Raw genomic sequence first — 18,378 nt, 5'->3', positions numbered from 1 at the left:
AAGGAAAATATTATGAAAAGGGCTTTTTCTCTAATAGAGATTATATTTGTAATTGTGATTTTAGGGATAATTGTCTCTTTTGCTGCTCCAAAATTGATGGATACAAAAGATAGTGCTTTGGTTTCAACTTTAAAAAGAGATGTCAATACAGCTGTAAATTCTATTCAAAGTTACTATTTATTAAATCAAAAAATTGAAGATATTAAAGATGCTATAAATATTGGTGATACAAATTGGGATATAGAAAAACTCAAAATGAGTGATAAAAACTCTTGTATAAAATTGGAAATTAAAAAAACTCAAAATATTGTCTCTATCGATGTTCAAGTAGATAGTGCAAAAGATAGTACTATTTGTAAAAAAATAAGAGATAGTGGCTTAGTTTCAAAGGTTTATGAAGTTTACTAAGAATAACAAATATTAAGTGATTTTTAAGTACAATTCGCGTTATTTTTTTACTTAAGGAAACAAATGCAAATAGATTTTGCCAACTTAAAAATCCAACATAACCTATATAAAGAAGAGATAGAAGAAGCTATTTTAAAAGTAGCAAGAGATTGTAACTTTATAATGGGTTCTCAAATAGATGAACTTGAAAGAAACCTAGAGAAGTTTACAGGTTCTAAATACGCAATATCTTGCTCAAGTGGAACAGATGCTTTGCTTCTTGCTATGATGGCTTTAGATATACAACCAGAGGATGAAATAATTACTACTCCTTTTACATTCTTTGCAACAGCAGAAACAATAGCTTTCCTAAAAGCTAAACCAGTGTTCGTTGATATTGATGAAAAAACATATAATATAGACCCAAAAAAAATAGAAGAGAAAATTACTTCTAAAACTAAAGCTATTATTCCAGTATCTCTTTATGGACAACCAGCTGATATGGATGAAATAAACCAAATAGCAAAAAAATATAACCTTAAAGTAATAGTTGATGGAGCTCAAAGCTTTGGTTCTACTTACCAAGGTATAAGTGACTCAAACCTTGGTGATATATCTTGTACCTCTTTCTTTCCTGCTAAACCATTAGGTTGCTATGGTGATGGTGGAGCTTTGTTTACTAATGATGAAAAACTTGCAGATAAAATAAAATCTCTTAGACTTCATGGACAATCAAAAAGGTACCATCATCAATATATTGGTATGGGTGGAAGACTTGATACTATTCAAGCAGCAGTTCTTAACGTAAAATTAAAATATTATCCTAAAGATTTAAAATTAAGACAAGATGTAGCTTCTAAATATACACAAGCTTTAAATGCAAAAAATATAGAAACTCCATTTGTACAAAAAGATAGAACGTCAGCTTGGGCACAATACTCAATAAGAGTACAAAATAGAACTGAACTTCAAACAAAACTTCAAAATGTTGGTATTCCAACAGCAATACATTACCCAATGCCTCTACATTTACAAGAATGCTTTAAATACCTAAACCTAAAAGAAGGAGATTTTCCAATCTCAGAAAAAGTATCAAAAGAGATAATGAGCTTGCCAATGAATCCATATGTTACTGATGAAGAAATTGAGTTTATTGTTGGAAGTTTAGCAAAAGAGCTTAAATGTTAAATGTTGCACTTGTAGGATTTGGTTATTGGGGACCAAATATTGCAAGAAATATAAATAATAATCCAAACCTAAATCTTCATACAATTTGCGATATGATAGATGAAAATCTGGAAAAAGCACACAAAATATATGCATCTTCAACAAATTATGAAAAAGATTTTAATAAAGTTTTAGAAGATGAAACTATAGATATAGTAGCTGTTGCTACACAAACAAGTAGTCACTATTATTTGATAAAACAAGCACTATTAGCTTTTAAAAATGTATATGTTGAAAAACCTTTTACTGCTACTTTACAAGAGGCACAAGAGCTTGAAGAGTTAGCACAAAAACAAAATAAAATTATACATATAGATCATATTATGATTTTTCATCCAGCAATAAAAAAAATAAAAGAGATAATTTCTAGTGGAGAATTAGGAGAAGTTTTATTTATAAATTCAACTAGAAAAAGTTTAGGACAATTTAGAAAAGATGTAAGCTCTATGTGGGATTTAGCAGTTCATGATTTGTCTATAATAGACTATTTAATGGATGGGAAAAATCCAACTAGTATAAAAGCAAGTGGTGAAAAATTTTATAATCCAAAAGAGAGTATTACATTTGTAAATCTAAAATATGAGAACTTTTCTGTACATCTTGAGTCAAATTGGTTAAGTCCAATAAAAGAGAGAAATATCACTATTGTTGGTTCTAAAAAAATGCTTGTTTATGAAGATTTAAAACTAGAGAATAAACTTACTATTTATGATAAAAATGTTGAAGTTATAAGTGGACAAAATATTACAGATGAAAACTATTTGGTAAAAACAAATGAATTTGGAACTTATTCACCTTATATAAAACCAGAAGATGCTTTATACAATAGTATAGAACATTTTAGAACTTCAATTGTAAATCAAAATCAATCTTTATCAAATCCATCTCAAGCAATTAGGATTCATAAGATTCTAGAAATTGCAGATAAAAATATGAATATGTAAGATTTAATCTTGCATATTTTAAAAACATTTTAATAATCACTATCAATTTTATCTTATTTTAAGAAAAAATCATTAATATTCCATTTCTTTTTTGTTAATTATAATAATAATTATCAAAAATAAAATAGCTTTCTCCTAAGATCTATTTTAAAAAATTAAAGTCAAAAAAGAAAATATATAAAGGAATGGAATGAAAATAAAAATGGCACTAAGTGTAGCTTCTATTTTAGTTACACAAAATCTACTTTTGGCAAATGAGACTACAAAACTTGATGATGTACAAGTTGTAACTTCTGCTTCTGGATATGAGCAAAAAATTACAGATGCACCTGCAAGTATCTCTGTTATAAGTCAAGAAGATTTACAAAAGAAAAAGTATTCTAATTTAGCTGAAGCTATTGAAGATGTTGAAGGTGTTGATGTAAGAGGTGGAAATGGAAAAACTGGTGGTTTAAATATTAGTATTAGAGGAATGGGTTCTGAAAATACTTTAATACTTATTGACGGTAAAAGACAAAATTCTGCTGGTAGCTCAACACCTAATGGTTTTGGAGAAACTTCAAATAATTTTTTGCCACCACTTGCTGCCATAGAAAGAATAGAGGTTATTAGAGGACCTATGAGTACTCTTTATGGAAGTGATGCTATGGGAGGAGTTGTAAATATTATTACAAAGAAAGTTTCAAATGAATGGACGGGTTCTATAAATGTGGATCAAACTTTGCAAGAAAGTTCTCAATTTGGAAATAGCAATAATGTAAATACATATATAAGTGGACCAATAATTAAAGATTTATTAGGATTGAGTTTAAGAGGTAATTATTATAACAGAGAAGCTTCAGATATAAAATATGGAGATGGTGGAATTGTTAGTAAGAGAGGTAATTCTCCTGTTGAAGGAACAAATTATTCTATTGGTTCTAAATTTAACTTAACACCAGTTGATAATCATGATTTTTATTTAGATCTTTTTAGCTCAAAACAAAGATATAACAATGATAAATCTCAATTAGGTACACTAGATGACCCTTCTTTAGCTACAAAACAAGCATCAGGTTATAAAGATATATTAAGATTTGAAAGAGAACAGTTTACTTTAGGACATACTTCAAGATTTGATGTTGGTACTTTAGAATCTAGTATTATGAGAAATACTACACAAACAATTGGAAGAACTATTCCTGGTAATAAAATAGGTAATATTTTTAATCCAAAAATGCCAAATCATATCATTGGGAGTAATAGAGAATTAAAATCTACTGATACGGTATTTGATACAAAATTCATTACAGCAGAATTAGATAAAAATATTTTAACTTTTGGTGGTCAATATTGGGATTCTCAAATGAAAGATGGAATTGCAACTGAAGAATTTGAGCAAAAGATGTGGGCTTTATTTGCAGAAGATGAAATATCTGTGACAGATTCAGTAGCATTTACTTTAGGAGGAAGATATGACCATCATGATAAATTTGGTGGTAATTTTAGCCCTAGAGCATATGCGGTTTATACAGTAAGTAATAATTGGACGGTAAAAGGTGGTATGAGTCAAGGGTATAAAGCACCAAAAGTAAATGATTTACATGACGGAATTAATGGAGCAGGAGGACAAGGTTCTACTATTACAGTTGGAAGTCCAGATTTAAAACCTGAAAAATCAACAAACTATGAAACTGGAATTTACTATAATGCAGATAATGGTTTTTTAGCAAATGCAACTATTTTTCATAATCAGTATAAAGATAAAATTGAAACAGATGGGAATGTTATTATTTCAGGAAATTCAAGTATTCCTGATGGTACTTATAGTCAAAAAAAGAATATAGGTAAAGCTGAAACGCAAGGTTTAGAAGTTGGAACAAAAATTCCATTTACAGATACTTTAGATTTAAAAGCAAACTATACATACATGGAAAGTGAACAAAAAAGTGGTCAGAATAAAGGGGAACCATTTGCTGATACACCTGAACACTCTTTAAATGCAACTTTAAATTGGCAAGCAACTAGTAAATTAAATACTTGGATAAAAGGTGAATATAGAAGTGAAAGAAAAAGATTTACAGAAAATTATTCTAATTTAACCGCTGAAAATAAAGCTATTTATGAACAAGTAGGAAATGATATAAAAGCCTATGAATTGTTCCATTTAGGTGGAAGTTATAAAATGAATAAAGATTTAACATTTAGTGCAACTATTTATAATTTGTTTGATAAAGATTTCTTCAAAAGAGAACAATATACTTATGGAGGAGCAACAAAATATGCTACTTCAGAAACAAATTTAGAAGGAAGAAGACTTTGGTTAGCAATGAATTTATCTTTCTAATCGAAAAAACTAAAATTATTTAAAAGATGAGTAGATTTCTACTTATCTTTTTTTAATTTTGTTAAAGTGGTGTTAAAATTAGTTTGATAAGATTTTTCTAAAATAAAGGAGTATAGCTTTATGCATAAGACAATTTGGTTTAAGATTCACTGGTTTTTTGGTTTTGTTTTTGGAATTTTACTTTTATTAGTAGGAGTTTCAGGAGCTATATTATCTTATGAAAAAGAGATTTTACAAGCAATAAACAAGGATACATATTTTGTAAATATACCACAAGATAAACAAATATTATCTACAAAAGAGATTTTGGAAAAATATCAATCACAAAATCCAGACTCAAAGATAAATAGTATCTCTTTTTCAAGTGATAAAAGCTCTAGTGTAGTTTTAAATATTGCTTCAAAAGATCTTAATAATAGAAGAGGCGAGAGTATATATTTAAATCCTTATACAGCAGAGGTTTTACCACAAATTGTAGGAAAAGATTTTTTTATGTTTTTCTTTAGACTTCATAGATGGCTAACATTTGATGGAGATACTCAGTGGATTGGAAAAAATGCTGTTGCAATTGCTACTATTGCTTGTATAATATTAACTATTGGCGGAGTTATAGTTTATTGGTCTAGAATTAAATCAAATTTTCTAAAAAGTTTTACTTTTAGTTTTAAGCATAAAAAAAGAGCATTTTTATCGACAATGCATAGTGCTGTTGGTATGTGGGTTGTTCCATTTTTTTTACTTATGTGTTTTACGGGGCTTTATTGGTCTTATGATTGGTATAGAAGTGCAATGTTTACTGTTATGCAAGTTGAACAGCCAAAAAAAGCTACATCACCTACTCAAGTAGTTAAATCTGTAGAGCAAAAAGATAATAAGGTTGCAAAAGAGGAAAACTCTGAAAATCAACCAGAAATATTATCTTATGAAACAGCTCAAAAAGTAGCAGATATTTTTAATCAAACTGTTTCAAGAGATTATAAAAATGCAAGCTTAAGATTAACTGCTTCGAAAGATGGATTCTATGCAATTTCATATTTGTATGCAGATGCAACACACTTTAGAGAGTCAAACTCTATGGAAATTGACCCAAATAAATCTTTAGTTGTAAAAGAAGCAAAATTTGAAGATAAAAAACTAAATGAACAACTTATGAGTAGTATGTTACCACTTCATAGTGGAGAATATTTTGGTTGGTTTGGTCAATTAGCATATTTTGTATCTTCTGCTCTTATGGCTTTATTTGTAATAACTGGATATATGTTATATTTTGATAGATGGAAGAAAAAAAGAGCAAAAGCTTTAAAAGAAAAATAAGTTGTTTTATAGTTTATTAGAATAAATAATTTAACTATTTTAAAGATATAAAAAAAGGCTTAGAACTTTTGTTCTAAGCCTTTTTATGTTTAGTAGAAACTCTACTCTTAAAAGTTTAACAACACTTTTTAAAACCACCAGTGTTGTATTTTCTATCCAAAGACTCGTTAAAAAACTGACCTCTAGTTAAAACATTTTTATCTGGATGAACTCTTTTCATATGCTCAAGATATTTCTCATAGCTAGAAAGACCCACAAGGGGATGAAAAAACTTTTCAGATTTTTCATAGAATTCTTTTATTTTTCCAAACACTTTTAAACCTTTTGAAGAGTATCAAGTCTTACATAAGGAGATTCTTTTAAAGGTATTTTTATTCTTCCAAAACAAATTCCCAAAGTTGCAATAATTACTAAAGTAGTTGCAAACATAAAGAACACTGCTAAAACAGCATTAACTATATTTGAATTTTTTAGTTTATTTGCAATAGATATATCAGCTTTTGCTTTATTTATATCAGCTTCTATTGTCAAAGTAGGAATTTTTGCTTCTAAATCAGCAATTTTTTTAGCTTGAATTTGTGCAGTAGCAACATGGCTTACAGCATTATGAACTCTATCACCCTCTTTGTAAGGTAATACTTTTTGAATTCCACCATACATAGTAGCGATTAAAACAAATGTTGCAGGTAATACTGTAACCCAAAGATATTTTGATTTACCCATTTTGTATAGTATTGCAGTTGCAAGAAGAAGAGCCATACCAGCTAGCATTTGGTTACTTACTCCAAATAGTGGCCATAATGAATAAATTCCACCTCTTGGATCAATAGTTCCTTGATATAAGAAATAACCCCAACCAGCAACACTTAAAAATGTAGCAAGAATACCAGCTGCATAGTTATTTGTATTTCCTAAAGGTTTATAAACATTTCCTAGCATATCTTGAACCATAAATCTACAAGCTCTTGTTCCTGCATCAACAGCAGTTAAAATAAACAAAGCTTCAAATAAAATAGCAAAGTGATACCAGAATCCCATCATATCAACTCCACCAAAAAGTTCATGAAGTACAATCGCAACCCCAATAGCAAAAGTAGGAGCTCCTCCTGTTCTTGATAAAATTGATTCTTCACCAATATTTTTTGTAAGTGTAAAAATTTCTTCAGGAGTTACACTAAATCCCCAAGTAGAAATTGTTTGAGCAACTTGAACAACATCTGTTCCTATAAATATTGCAGGAGAGTTAATAGCAAAATAAAGCCCCGGATGTAAAATAGTAGCACAAATTAAAGCCATGATAGCAACTGCACTTTCCATTAACATTGAACCATATCCAACTGGAAGTGCATGAGTTTCATTTTCTAACATTTTTGGAGAAGTTCCACTTGAAATTAGAGCATGGAAACCACTAATAGCACCACAAGCAATAGTAATAAATAAGAATGGGAATATTGCTCCTGCAAAAACAGGACCACTTCCATCAAAATATTGTGTATTCATTTTTGGCATTTGAATATCTGGCGCAACGATAACAATAGCAATCGCCATAAGTCCAATAACACCAATTTTCAAAAAAGTTGATAAATAATCTCTAGGAGCTAGTAAAAACCAAACTGGTAAAACAGCAGCTATAAATCCATAAGCCATCATTATAAATGCTAAAGTTGTAGCATCAAATGTAAATACTGCTTTCCAATAAGGGTCAGCTGCAATGATACTTCCATAATGAATTGCTAAAATTAGAAGAACAAAACCTATAACTGAAGCTTCTCCAACTTTTCCTGGTCTTAAATATCTCATATAAATACCCATGAAAATAGCAATTGGAATAGTCATAGCAATAGTAAACAGTCCCCAAGGAGATTCAGCTAAAGCTTTTATAACAACCATAGAAAGAATTGCTATAATAATTAGCATAATACCAAATATAGCAATCATAGTAACACCACCAACGAATGTTCCTAGCTCTTCTTTAATAATCTCACCTAGTGATTTACCATTTCTTCTTGAAGATATAAATAAAACCACAAAATCGTGAACAGCACCTGCAAATACACCACCTACAAGTATCCATAACATTGAAGGCAGATATCCCATTTGAGCAGCTAAAATTGGACCAACTAGAGGTCCAGCACCTGCAATTGCAGCAAAATGGTGACCAAATAAAACAGATTTATTTGTAGGAACAAAATCTCTTCCGTCATCATTTACCATAGCTGGAGTTGCTCTGTTTTTATCAAGTTCTAAAACTTTATAAGCAACAAATCTTCCATAAAATCTATATGCAATCATATAGATACAAACAGCTGCTACAACTAAATACATAGCAGAAACAGTTTCTCCTTGTTGTAAAGCTAAATAACCAAAGCATGATGCCCCAATTATTGCTATTACACCCCATAAGAGTTTATTCATAGCGAATCCTTTTTTAAATAAAATCTTTTAAGTTTACTCTTAAAAAAATAAAATGATAGTTAAATAATACAACTAAATGATACTATTTAGGACTACTTTATTATTATTTATCCAGAAATAATAATAGATTTAAAGAAAATTTGATATTATTAAAACCTAATTTTACAAAAAGGGAAAAAAATGACTAATATTTTTAAAATATTGTTAATCGGTCTTATAGGGGTTTTTATTCTTACAGGTTGTAGAACAGGAGCAACTGTATATAATGTTCCTACAAGCGATATAAGTGTTAAAAAAGGTACAACTGAAGATCAGGTTTTTAAAGCTATTAGAACAGCTGGTACTCAATTAGGTTGGATAATTACAAAAGTTAAGCCAGGACTTGCTGAAGGACAGTTAAATTTAAGAGGACATTCAGCTACTGTTGAAATTCCATATAATAGAACTTCTTATGCTATTAACTATAAAAATAGTAGTAGTGGTTTAAAATATGATTCAGCTAAGCAGACTATCCATCCTAATTATAATGGTTGGGTACAAAATCTAAATAATGCTATTAGAGTTCAACTAAATAATTTAGAAGACTAACAAAAATTAAAAAAGAGCTACTTGCTCTTTTTTAAAAATAATTTATAAAAAGTAATATATTGAATCAAAAAAAAATCTTAGTGATATCATACTCGCAAACTGGACAATTAAATAATTTAGTTGAGAATTTTACAAAACCTTTTTTAGGGAATGAAAATTTTGAGTTAATATTTAAAAATATAAAACCTAAAAAGAATTATCCTTTTCCTTGGGATTTTATGACTTTTATGGATACTTTTCCTGAATCTGTTTATATGGTACCTTGTGAATTAGAAAATATTGAAGATGATGAGCATGATTTTGATTTAATAATTTTAGCTTATACAGTTTGGTTTTTATCGCCATCTATACCTATAAGTAGCTTTTTACAAAGTTCTTATGCTAAGAAGAAATTTAAAGATAAACCAGTAATTACTTTAATTGCATGTAGAAATATGTGGATAATGGCTCAAGAAAAGGTAAAAAAACTTTTAGATAATTTAAATGCAACTTTGATTGATAATGTTGTCTTAGTTGATAAAGGAAGCTCTTTAGAGACATTTATAACAACTCCCAGATGGATGCTAACAGGAAAAAAAGATAGTTTTTATGGATTATCAAGTGCTGGAATAGATGAAAAAGAGATTATAAAATCGCAAAGATTTGGAAAAGCACTAGTTAAAGCTTTAGAGCAAAATAAACAGAAAGAAAAAAATAGTCTTTTACAAGGTTTAAAAGCTGTTGAAGTTGATATTAAATTAATCAAAAGTGAAAAAATAGGTAATAAGAGTTTTCTAATTTGGGGAAAATTAATAAGAAAAATTGGTAATTTTGGAGATAAAAAAAGAAGGGCAGTTGTAATGTTATATTTAGTTTTTTTAATTTTAATGATTTTAACAGTAGTGCCTATAAATATGATAGTTCAAACTATTTTAAGAAAATTAAATAAAAATTCTGTTTTAAAACAAAAAGAGTTTTATGAATTACCAAGTGGAAGCAAAGATTTTAGAATGAAGGAGTTTTTATAGTGGTTGATGTTTATATAAATGCAATTGAAAAATTTATGCCAAATGAACCTGTTTTTAATGATGAGATTGAGGATTATTTGGGATATATTGGTGGTAAAAAATCAAAAGCAAAAAATATTGTCTTAAGAAGTAATGGAATTAAAAGAAGATTTTATGTATTGCAAAAAGATACTCAAAAGCAGTTATTTACAAATGCAGAACTTTGTAGTAATGCAATAAAAAAACTTCAAAATAGTAGTTTTTCTCTTGATACTATTGAAGTCTTAGCTTGTGGTACAACTTCTCCAGACCAACTAATGCCTGGACATAGTTTGATGGTTCAAGGTGAGTTAAAGCTAAAACCAATAGAGACAATTTCAGCTTCAGGAATATGTCTTAGCGGAGTAAATGCTCTTAAATACATATATTTAGCTATTAAATCAAAAGAGTTTTCATGTGGAGTAACAACAGGTTCTGAAGCATCATCTCCAATATTAAGTGCAAGAAATTTTGAGGAAGAGTCAAAATGCCTTGAAGAGTTGGAAATAAATCCAAATATTGCTTTTGAGAAAGATTTTTTGAGATGGATGTTATCAGATGGTGCTGGTGCTATGCTTTTACAAGATAAACCAAATAAAGATAAAATTTCATTAAAAATAGAGTTTATAGATATTTTATCTTATGCTGGTGAAATGAATGTTTGTATGTATAGTGGATTGGAGATTTTAGAAAACAATAAAATAAAATCTTGGAGAGCATTTGATCAAAATGAAATTATGCAAAAATCACTTTTAAGTGTAAGACAAGATGTTAAACTTTTAAATGAAAATATTGTTGAGTACACAGTTGTAAAACCTCTTAAAGAAATTATAGAAAAAAGATTGATAAAAGCTACTGATTATAACTATTTTTTACCTCACTATTCATCTTTATATTTTAGAGATAAACTGTATGAAGGATTAAAAAAAGTTAATTTTGAGATTCCTTATGAAAAATGGTTTACAAATCTTACAAATTTTGGAAATACAGGAAGTGCATCAATATATATAATTTTAGAAGAGTTATTTAATAGTGGAAAATTAAAAAAAGGTGAAAAAATTCTTTGTTATGTTCCTGAAAGTGGAAGATTTTCTACTGCATTTTTTTCACTTGAAGTTGTATAGTGAAAGATTATATTCCTCAAGAAGAAAACTCTACACTAAATGGGCAACAAAAAGTTATGTATGCAAAAAATAGTAATGGAGAGTTTAGTAGAGTAAATTATGGTAGTAGTGCTGAAGAGTTTGCAACATTAACAGCTGTAAATGAATATAAAGTTCTTGAACTTGAGTGCATAGAAGAGATTAAGCAAGATATATCTTCTCCTATAAAATATTTTATGTATAAAAATAGAATGGATTTACCAACACTTTGTAGTGGTGTTGGAATGTTTGGTTTTAGAGTAAAAAGACATTTAAAAATGAAACATTTTAAAAAATTGAATGATAAGGTTTTGCAAAGATATTCAAATCTTTTTGATATTAGCTTAAAAGAGTTAAAAGAGTTTAACTGTGAATAAAGATTTTAAACACTCACAATTCGCACATTGTGAAAGTGGAGTTATCTCTTCTATGCTGACAAATTCTGGATTAAAGCTTAGTGAACCAATGGTTTTTGGACTTACTAGTACTCTTACTTTTGCTTTTTTCCCTATTATAAAAGTAAATAATATGCCACTAATTGCATATAGAGCAATTCCAAAAAATATTATAAATAGTATAGAGAAAGTTTTAGGTGTTAAAATTTTCAAAAAAAATTTTAACAATATGCTTGAAGCTAATATAGAACTAGATAATGCAATAGAAGATGGAAAAATAGTTGGTCTTCAAACTTCTGTTTTTTATCTTCCATATATGCCATCAAATATGAGATTTCATTTTAATGCACACAACCTTTTAGTTTATGGCAAAAATGGTAAAAATTATCAAATTTCAGATCCTGTTTTTGAAGATGTTGTAGAGTGTTCACAAAAAGATTTAACAAAAGCAAGATTTGCAAAAGGAGTTTTTGCTCCAAAAGGTTTTATGTATTACGTTTTAGATATTCCAAAAGAGATTGATTTTGAGAATATTTTAAAAAAATCTATAAGAAAAAATGCAAAAGCTATGATTACCCCTTTCCCATATGCTGGAGTTAAAGGTATGAGAAAACTTTCGCAAGCTATAGAAAAACTTAAAAATAAAGATGAAAGACATATAAAAAATTATTTAACACACATTGTAAGAATGCAAGAAGAGATAGGAACAGGTGGTGGAGGATTTAGGTATTTGTATGCTGCATTTTTAAAAGAGGCAAAAAATTATAATCTTGATATTAATAAACTAGAAAAAGCGAGTGAATTGATTTTACTTTCAGGAGATACTCTAAGAGAGTTTGCTTTAAAGTGTGTAGAAAGTGCAAAAAAGATAGATAGATTTGAACCAAAGCAAATAGCAGAGATTTTAATAAAAGCCTCTACATATGAAGAAGAGGCTTTTAGAATTTTAAAAACTATATAGTTAGAATAATTATTTAAGCTAAAGCGTTTATCATATCTTTTGTAACTTCTGATACATCTTTTGTACCATCAAGTTCCATAAAAACACCCATTTTTTTATAAAAATCAATCAATGGTGCAGTTTGTGAGTGGTATGCTTCAAGCCTGCTTTTTACAGTTTGGGCATTATCATCTTTTCTGATAGTTAATTCACCACCACAATAATCACATTCACTATCTTTTTTTGAAGGGTTAAACTCAACATGAAAAGATGCTCCACAACCTGAACATACTCTTCTTCCAGTAATTCTTCCTACAATTAGGCTATCAGGAACATTTAAAGAGATAACTTTATCAAGTTTAATTTTCATATTTTCCATAAGTTCACTTAAAGCCTCTGCTTGAGCTAGAGTTCTTGGAAAACCATCTAATATAAATCCACTTTTACAGTCACTTTGAGCTAATCTATCTTTGATAATTCCAATAATAGTAGAATCTGGAACTAGCTGCCCAGCATCCATAAATTTTTTTGCTTCCATTCCCATATCAGTTTTATCTACAATAGCAGCTCTTAAGATATCTCCTGTTGAGATTTGAGGGATATTGTACTTCTCAATTAGAAATTTAGCTTGAGTTCCTTTTCCAGCTCCTGGTGCTCCAAATAGCATTAAATTCATATTTTATCCTTAATTTTTTTTGCTTATTGTATTAAAAAAGCATTTAATAGTAGATAAGTTTAAAATAGTAGCTTAGGAATTTAAATGATTTTTGATACAATGGTACCTCGAAAAATAAAAGGAAATGAATGAAAAAATTATTTTTAATTATTGGAGCACCTGGAAGTGGAAAAACAACAGATGCCCAACTTATAGCAAAACAAGATTCAAATATAACTCATTATAGTACTGGAGATATGTTTAGGGCTGAAGTTGCTAGCGGAAGCGAAATAGGGCAGATAATTGATAAATATATTAAAGCTGGAAATATAGTTCCAATAGATATTGCTATAAAGACGATTTTAACAGCTATAAAAAATGCTCCAACAAATACAATAATAATAGATGGCTACCCAAGAAGTTTAGAGCAGATGATTGAGCTTGATAACTATTTAAGAAATGAGAAAGAAGTAGAGCTTTTAAGTTGCATAGAAGTTGTTGTAAGTGAAGATGTAGCACGAGATAGAGTTCTTGGACGTGCAAGAGGAGAGGACGATAAGGTTGAGGTATTTAATAATAGAATGAGAGTTTATACACAACCTTTAAAAGATATTCAAAATTTTTATGAGAGTAAAAATATTTTAAAAAAGATAGATGGTGAACGAACTATTGAAGAGATTGTATCTGATATGAATGATTATATTCAATCAAAAATATAGCCAAAAAAGATTTTAAACTATGAATAAAAGAGTAAATTTTTATAGTGTAATTATTGGAACTGAACTTTTAAATGGAAGAAGAAAAGATGCCCACTTTGAGTTTTTAAATCAAGAACTTGTTAAACGTGGCTGGGAACATAAAGCCTCTTTTGTGATTGAAGATGATAAAGAGCTTATGTTGAAAATCTTTAATCTTATAAAAAGTGATGAAAATAGTGTGATGTTTTGTTTTGGTGGAATTGGAGCAACTCCAGATGATTTTACAAGACAAATTGCAGCAGATGCTTTTACAAACTCACAAATGGAATTTCATGAAGAGGCTAAGAAGAAGATTGAAAATAGATTTAAAGAAGAAGCTTATCCTCATAGAGTAAATATGGCATATTTACCAATAGGTGCAAAACTTCTAAAAAATGTAATAAATGATGTATCTGGATTTTATTTGCAAGATAGATTTTTTTTCACACCTGGATTTCCATCTATGAGTCAAAGTATGGTTTTGGAGGCTTTGGACAAACTATATTCTAATTCAAATCTAAAAAAATATAGAAAAACTTTAACTATAAATACAAGTGAAAATGATTTAATTGAAGTTATGAAAAAAATTCCAACACACCTTGAGTTTTCATCTTTACCAAAAATTATTGGGGAGCAAAGAAAAGTTGTAATCTCTATTGCTGGATATAATCAAGATGAGGTTGATTTTTCTTTTCAACTCTTTTTAGATTTTTGCTTTGAAAATAAAAAAGTGTATGTTTTGGATGATATAAATGATATTTAAAAGTTTAAATTAAAGTGAAGAATTAGACAAAAAATCAGTATGTCGTAAATTCCGACATACTGCAAATGAGGGTAAAATATATTATATGAAGCTTTTAATCTTCATTAACTTTCACTTGATTTCTACCACTTCTTTTTGCTTGATAAAGTAAATCATCAGCTTGTTTATATATCTCATCAACAACTATTTCATTTGCATGTTTACATATTAATCCCATTGATGCTGTTATATAAGAGCTAACGCTACTATATTTGTGTTCTATTTTTAAATTTTCTATACTTTTTCTTAAACTGTTTGCAAATTCTATAGCTTTTTCTTTTGTTTCCATTTGATAAAACACCGCGAACTCTTCTCCACCTAATCTAAATGTATAATCAGATGAACGATGTAAACTTTGTTTTAAGCAAGCTGCAAAGTTTATTAGAACTTCATCACCTTTTTGATGACCATAATTATCATTATATTGTTTAAAGTGATCTATATCCATAAATACAAAAGCTACTAACTCATTTTTTCTTTTTGCTTCATTTATAATTTTTGGAAATATCTCATCAAAATATCTTCTATTATATATATTTGTCAATCCATCTGTAATTGAAATCTCTTCAATTATTTTTTTATCTGTTATATCCTCTCTAACAGCTGTATATGAAATAATTTCTTCTTTATTATCAAATACAGGAGAAATAGATGCTTTGACCCAATAATAATCACCATTTTTCTTTTTATTTTTTATTTCGCCTTTCCATGTTTTCCCACTAGTAATTGTTTCCCATAACTCTTTATATGTAGATTCTTTCATGTCAGAGTGCCTAATAATTCTATGGTTTTGTCCTATTAATTCATCTTTTGTATATCCACTAATTTCACAAAAAGCTTCTGATGCATATGTTATATTTCCATCTAAATCAGTTGATGAAGTTAAAACATTTTCATCTACAATTTTAATATATTTTTTCATTTGGGAATTAATATTATTAATTTGTCTATTTTTTAAAGAAATAATAAAAATAATTAATAAAAAAACCATTCCACCAATTAGCACTTTTTCATAATCAACCATTTTTTCATAATTTACAGAAATCCAATTATTATTAATCCTATCTTTGTTTTCATTTGAAATAGAACTAAATAGCTTATTTAAAATATCATTTAAAATTATATTATCTTTAGATGTTGCCATTGAAAAATAGGCATTATTAAAAATCTCTTTTGATATTTTAAGACTATTTGAGAAATATTTTTGTATTTCATGTCCAACAACAGGAAGTATCTCTACTAAACCGAAGAATTCATCATTTTTAACTTTTTTTAATCCTTGTTTTAAGGAATCAACTTTTACAAATTCTATTTGTGGATATGCTTTAATTAAGATCTCTTTATATGTATCATCAACATAAGCAATTCTTTTGCCATTTAAAGAGTTTAAAGAAGAGATAAATGTTTTATCTATTTTTGTAACTAAAACAAAGGGGAAAGAAAGATGAGAATTCGATAGATTAAATAATTTATTTGTATCATCAGAATTTTGAACAAATGTAACTAAATCACACTCTTTAGTAAGCAATTTATTAAGACCATCTTTAGTAGATTCTATTTCTACTTGATTAAAATTTATATTTAGTTTTTCTTTAAAAATATTTATATAATCAGAAGTTATCCCTAAAACACTATTATTGTTGATTCTTTCAATAGGCATAAAATTAGAGTTAACACAATAATTAATATTTTTATTTTTAGATAAATAATCATGTTCAATTTGAGATAATTTTATCTCTTCATAAAAACTATTTTTTAGCCATTTATCAACTAAATTTCTAGTATCTTTTTCTGATATATTTTGATTAGCTTTTTCTAAAATCGATTTTAAAACTAAATTATCCTTTTTTACACCCAAATGTAAAGGAACAATAGTTTGAATATTATCATCTTTTAAAACTATAGTTTTTAGATTACTTAGCCAGTTTTTATTTATCAAATACTCTATTGTCGATAAATTATGTATAACAGCATCAACCTTATTTGAAGCAACAGCTTCAATGGCTTCTTCTGTATTTTTTGTTTTATATAATTTGATATTTGGATACTCTTTTTTTAAAATATCTTCTAAAAAAGAGTTTTCTACAACAGAAACTTTTTTATTTTTTAAATCTGATAAACTCTTAATATCAGACTGTTTATTTACCCCTAAGCTTATTTGAAAATTAACTAATGAATAATTTGTAAAATCTATAGTTTTTTTTCTTTCATCGCTTATTGCTATATTTGGAAGAATATGAAGCTGATTGTTTTCAAGCATATCAAATGATTCTTTTAAACTTTTATTTTGGATAAATTCAATTTGAATACCTAAAACTTTACCTACTAATTGAATATAATCAATCACAAAGCCTTTAGGATAATTATTCAAAGTGAAATTATATGGAGGTAAAGAGTCAAAGTTATGAACCTTTAAAATAGGATTATCTTTTAAATATTTTATTTCTTCATCACTTAATGATAGTTTTTTATCTTTTTTTGATATCTTATCAAATAAAAAATCTTTTAAATCTATGTTTGATTCAGTTAAACCATAATATTCATACATTTCACTTATGTATCTAATTCTTCCTTGATCTAAATATCCCAAAGGTGTAAGATCTTTATTTATCAATGAATCAATTGCATTTGCTTCATATCTTAAGTTTTCAATTGATTTTTCTTTAGAGTATTTTTCATTTATAAGTTGTATTATCTCTTCTTTATTTTCTAAAGCATATTTCCAACCTTTAAGTGTTGCTTCTTTAAATTTTTCTACTCTATTTGGATTGTTTTTGGCTTCATCTTCACTTGTAAAAAGCATATCCCCATACATATCAAAGCCATAATTAGTTGGATTTATAATATTTACATCATAACCTTTTTCTTTAAATAAAAATGGCTCATTAGCAATATATGCAGGCATTACATCAACTTCATTATTAATAAGTCTCATGTAATCATCTTTATATCTTTCACGAACAAGATTAACATCTAAATTAAATTTTTTAATCATAGCAAATAGAGAAAAACCATCTGTATTATTTGGATAGAAAAGAATATCTTTATTATTTAATTCATAAATAGAAGAAATGTTTTTTTTCTTTAGTGAAATAAATACACTAGGTGAGTGTTGAAAAATAGTAGAGACAATTACAACAGGTTGTTGTTTTAATCTATATAAAATTAAAATAGAATCAGCAACACCATATTGGGCATTGCCATTTATTACTTCATCAATATTATTATATTTTAAATCTCTTTGTTTAATTTCTACATCTAAACCAACTTCATCATAAAACCCTTTCTCTTTTGCAGCATAATATCCTGCAAATTGAAATTGATGAAACCATTTTAATTGTAATACAACTTTCTCATTTGCATTTAAAAATGTACTAAAAAGCATTAATAGTAAATAAATTATATTTTTTTTCATTCTTGAAATTTCCCTAAATAAAGTAATTTAATTAACAAATTTATCATTTTATTACTAATTTACTTC

The 18,378-nt window shown here is 27.7% G+C and carries 16 protein-coding genes; 12 read left to right on the top strand and 4 right to left on the bottom strand.

The features are described 5' to 3' along the window. Positions 1 to 12: 12 nt before the first annotated feature. The 5 genes from ACRYA_RS06355 (at position 13) to ACRYA_RS06335 (ending at position 6,198) form a co-directional block, all read left to right on the top strand. Positions 13 to 408: a type II secretion system protein gene (locus ACRYA_RS06355; protein WP_105916695.1), complete on the top strand. Its 396-nt coding sequence runs from the start codon at positions 13 to 15 to the stop codon at positions 406 to 408. A gap of 63 nt (positions 409 to 471) precedes the next feature. Continuing rightward, on the top strand, positions 472 to 1,575 hold the full coding sequence (locus tag ACRYA_RS06350; RefSeq protein ID WP_105916694.1) for a DegT/DnrJ/EryC1/StrS family aminotransferase: 1,104 nt from the start codon (positions 472 to 474) through the stop codon (positions 1,573 to 1,575). Beyond that, the gene (locus tag ACRYA_RS06345) at positions 1,569 to 2,558 is read left to right on the top strand and encodes a Gfo/Idh/MocA family protein (protein WP_105916693.1); all 990 of its coding nucleotides are present in this window, start codon (positions 1,569 to 1,571) and stop codon (positions 2,556 to 2,558) included. The genes ACRYA_RS06350 and ACRYA_RS06345 overlap by 7 nt, the downstream gene beginning before the upstream one ends. 190 nt (positions 2,559 to 2,748) lie before the next feature. After that, positions 2,749 to 4,884, top strand: coding sequence for a TonB-dependent receptor domain-containing protein (locus tag ACRYA_RS06340; RefSeq protein WP_105916692.1), 2,136 nt, complete (start codon positions 2,749 to 2,751; stop codon positions 4,882 to 4,884). A gap of 120 nt (positions 4,885 to 5,004) precedes the next feature. After that, complete coding sequence (locus tag ACRYA_RS06335; protein WP_105916691.1) at positions 5,005 to 6,198, top strand: PepSY-associated TM helix domain-containing protein; 1,194 nt, start codon at positions 5,005 to 5,007, stop codon at positions 6,196 to 6,198. A gap of 115 nt (positions 6,199 to 6,313) precedes the next feature. Here ACRYA_RS06335 and kcuS read toward each other — a convergent pair whose 3' ends face one another. Together kcuS and ACRYA_RS06325 are read right to left on the bottom strand one after the other, a co-directional pair. Continuing rightward, on the bottom strand, positions 6,314 to 6,511 hold the full coding sequence (kcuS, locus tag ACRYA_RS06330) for a KCU-star family selenoprotein (RefSeq protein ID WP_105916690.1): 198 nt from the start codon (positions 6,509 to 6,511) through the stop codon (positions 6,314 to 6,316). 2 nt (positions 6,512 to 6,513) lie between these two features. Then, a complete protein-coding gene (locus tag ACRYA_RS06325) occupies positions 6,514 to 8,613 on the bottom strand; it encodes a carbon starvation CstA family protein (RefSeq protein WP_105916689.1) in 2,100 nt (699 codons plus the stop codon). 180 nt (positions 8,614 to 8,793) lie between these two features. Here ACRYA_RS06325 and ACRYA_RS06320 point away from each other — a divergent pair, with 180 nt between their 5' ends. From ACRYA_RS06320 to darH, 5 genes are read left to right on the top strand one after another with little or no spacing between them, the layout of a single operon-like run. Beyond that, positions 8,794 to 9,201, top strand: coding sequence for a hypothetical protein (locus ACRYA_RS06320; protein ID WP_105916688.1), 408 nt, complete (start codon positions 8,794 to 8,796; stop codon positions 9,199 to 9,201). Positions 9,202 to 9,260: 59 nt separating this feature from the next. After that, positions 9,261 to 10,208 carry a hypothetical protein gene (locus tag ACRYA_RS06315; RefSeq protein ID WP_105916687.1) on the top strand — a complete coding sequence of 316 codons (948 nt, stop codon included), beginning with the start codon at positions 9,261 to 9,263 and terminating at the stop codon, positions 10,206 to 10,208. Then, the gene (locus tag ACRYA_RS06310) at positions 10,208 to 11,350 is read left to right on the top strand and encodes a beta-ketoacyl-ACP synthase III (RefSeq protein ID WP_276527838.1); all 1,143 of its coding nucleotides are present in this window, start codon (positions 10,208 to 10,210) and stop codon (positions 11,348 to 11,350) included. Before ACRYA_RS06315 ends, ACRYA_RS06310 begins: the two co-directional genes overlap by 1 nt. Then, positions 11,350 to 11,745: a DarG family dialkylresorcinol biosynthesis protein gene (locus tag ACRYA_RS06305; RefSeq protein ID WP_228199730.1), complete on the top strand. Its 396-nt coding sequence runs from the start codon at positions 11,350 to 11,352 to the stop codon at positions 11,743 to 11,745. Before ACRYA_RS06310 ends, ACRYA_RS06305 begins: the two co-directional genes overlap by 1 nt. Further along, on the top strand, positions 11,738 to 12,724 hold the full coding sequence (gene darH, locus ACRYA_RS06300; RefSeq protein WP_105916685.1) for a BtrH-related acyltransferase DarH: 987 nt from the start codon (positions 11,738 to 11,740) through the stop codon (positions 12,722 to 12,724). The genes ACRYA_RS06305 and darH overlap by 8 nt, the downstream gene beginning before the upstream one ends. Before the next feature lie 13 nt (positions 12,725 to 12,737). Here the strand turns inward: darH and ACRYA_RS06295 are convergent, their stop codons facing one another. After that, a complete protein-coding gene (locus ACRYA_RS06295) occupies positions 12,738 to 13,379 on the bottom strand; it encodes an adenylate kinase (protein WP_105916684.1) in 642 nt (213 codons plus the stop codon). Positions 13,380 to 13,507: 128 nt separating this feature from the next. Here ACRYA_RS06295 and ACRYA_RS06290 point away from each other — a divergent pair, with 128 nt between their 5' ends. Together ACRYA_RS06290 and ACRYA_RS06285 are read left to right on the top strand one after the other, a co-directional pair. Then, positions 13,508 to 14,077, top strand: coding sequence for an adenylate kinase (locus ACRYA_RS06290; RefSeq protein WP_105916683.1), 570 nt, complete (start codon positions 13,508 to 13,510; stop codon positions 14,075 to 14,077). Positions 14,078 to 14,096: 19 nt separating this feature from the next. After that, positions 14,097 to 14,858 carry a competence/damage-inducible protein A gene (locus tag ACRYA_RS06285; RefSeq protein WP_105916682.1) on the top strand — a complete coding sequence of 254 codons (762 nt, stop codon included), beginning with the start codon at positions 14,097 to 14,099 and terminating at the stop codon, positions 14,856 to 14,858. Between the two features lie 94 nt (positions 14,859 to 14,952). Here the strand turns inward: ACRYA_RS06285 and ACRYA_RS06280 are convergent, their stop codons facing one another. Continuing rightward, positions 14,953 to 18,312 (bottom strand): ABC transporter substrate-binding protein, encoded by a 3,360-nt coding sequence (locus ACRYA_RS06280; RefSeq protein ID WP_105916681.1) that lies wholly within the window; start codon positions 18,310 to 18,312, stop codon positions 14,953 to 14,955. Positions 18,313 to 18,378: the final 66 nt, after the last annotated feature.

Origin of the sequence: Aliarcobacter cryaerophilus ATCC 43158 (assembly GCF_003660105.1) — a bacterium.
GTDB lineage: Bacteria > Campylobacterota > Campylobacteria > Campylobacterales > Arcobacteraceae > Aliarcobacter > Aliarcobacter cryaerophilus.
The sequence above is the reverse complement of the archived record's forward strand: the minus strand, read 5'-3'. Positions and strand labels throughout refer to the sequence as shown.